The organism is Olivibacter sitiensis DSM 17696 (assembly GCF_000427965.1).
In the GTDB taxonomy this organism is placed as follows: Bacteria; Bacteroidota; Bacteroidia; order Sphingobacteriales; family Sphingobacteriaceae; genus Olivibacter; species Olivibacter sitiensis.
The window spans coordinates 1-2,031 of sequence record NZ_ATZA01000101.1 but is presented as its reverse complement, the minus strand read 5'-3'; the positions used below and the strand labels follow the sequence as shown (position 1 = coordinate 2,031).

Below are 2,031 nucleotides of genomic sequence, written 5' to 3'. Positions count from 1 at the left end.
GACTACGTATGTCTCGACCCAAGAGAGAAAAATGTAAACGGCTCCGAAAAAATAGTGGCCTAAAAACTTGTAATTTATTAGAGTATATGAAGATTCCGAAAATCCTGCCAGAGACGAACGCTTTCCATATCTGAATGGTGGTTTATTTGACGATACACAGGACAAGAAATATAGCAAACTATATCTACCCGAAGATATTTTTGCAAGGATGTTTGAGAATTTCAACAATTTCAACTTCACCATCTACGAAGATGCTCCCGATGAGCATACCGTAGCGGTAGACCCCGAAATGCTGGGACACATCTTTGAAAACCTGTTAGAAGATAACAAATGCAAAGGAGCTTTCTATACACCAAAGGAAATCGTACACTATATGAGTAAGGAAAGTCTAAAAGCTTATTTGTTCGTACAAGACGAAAAGCAATTTGCTACCGACTTGGCAAAAACAAGTATTGACAAAATTGTTGAACAACAAGAGTTGAACGATGAAGAAAAGAACTTTGCTGAGAAAAATGCTTTTAAAATTATTGATGCACTAAAACAGGTAAAAATTTGCGATCCTGCTATTGGTTCGGGCGCTTTTCCTATGGGGTTGTTGCAGGAAATATTTAACGTACAGATATTTTTGTTGGAACTATCGGGCTTTACCAAAAAAATTACTGATGCCGAAATTAAAAAGCACATCATCGAAGAAAGCATTTACGGTGTGGATATTGACGCTGGTGCAGTGGATATCGCCCGTTTGCGTTTTTGGTTGAGTTTGGTCGTAGATGAAGAAAAACCACAACCGTTGCCTAACCTCGACTTTAAAATCATTTGTGCCAACACGCTGATACCATTGGGTGAACTGAGTGGGTTTGATATGGAAGCCAAAGCAAGTTTGGCGGTAAAAGAATTAGAAAGAATACGGAACGACTTTTTTAACGTAAGCAGTGAAAGCAAATTGAATTTGGAACGTCGGTTTAAACGGGTGCAAACCGATTTGTTGAGTTTACGTGAACTCACCACACGAGACAATTACGAAATTTACACCAAGCTCTATGAGTTTGCACCTTTTGACTTTGAAAGTGCACCTTGCTCGTGGTTTGATCCGTGGTGGATGTTTGGTGTAAAAGACGGTTTTGATATTGTAATTGGAAATCCGCCTTATGTGCAGTTACAAAAAAACAGCGGTAATCTTTCTAAACAGTATGAGAAAGTAAAATACCTGACCTTTGAACGCACAGGCGATATTTACTCTTTGTTTTATGAACGCGGTTGGCAAATGCTGAAACAGAGGGGTGTGTTGTGCTTTATTACTTCCAACAAATGGATGCGTGCAGGGTATGGAGAGAGTACCCGTAAGTTTTTTGCAGAACATACTAATCCTGTTTTGCTTATTGATTTTGCTGGCAAAAAAGTATTTGAGAATGCTACAGTCGATGTGAATATTTTAATGTTTACAAAGGATAAAAATAGACAACAAACGATCGCTTGTACTGTGAAAGAAGATGTGTTAAATAATTTGAGCGTTTTTGTTAGACAATCTGCCACCGAATGTAATTTTTCAAGTAAAGAGAGCTGGACAATTCTTAGCCTGATTGAGCAAAGCATTAAACGTAAAATTGAAACCGTTGGCATCCCTCTCAAAGATTGGGACATCAATATATATCGTGGAATTTTAACCGGTTACAATGAAGCATTTATCATAGATGGGAAAACAAAAGATGAGTTAATTGCCCAAGATCCAAAATCTGTCGAAATTATACGACCGATTTTACGTGGCAAAGACATAAAAAGATATAATTATGAGTTTGCTAACAAGTGGTTAATAAATTCACACAATGGAGTAAAAGAAATAGGTATAAAACGCATAAACATAGAGGATTATCCGGCTGTTAAGAAATATTTAGATAGCTTTTGGGATGATATAAAAAAACGTGCCGATCAAGGAGATACGTATCCGCCCGACAAACTACAGGTCAGTTGATTTCTTAAGGTTCTGCGGATAAAGCTCTTTGAGGTTCTTGTGATTGATTGATGCAATATGGA

At 37.5% G+C, this 2,031-nt stretch carries 1 protein-coding gene; it reads left to right on the top strand.

Translation table 11 applies throughout. The features are described 5' to 3' along the window. The first annotated feature begins 208 nt into the window (after positions 1–208). Positions 209–1,969, top strand: coding sequence for an Eco57I restriction-modification methylase domain-containing protein (locus tag A37S_RS25860; RefSeq protein WP_051293402.1), 1,761 nt, complete (start codon positions 209–211; stop codon positions 1,967–1,969). Positions 1,970–2,031 lie beyond the last annotated feature (62 nt).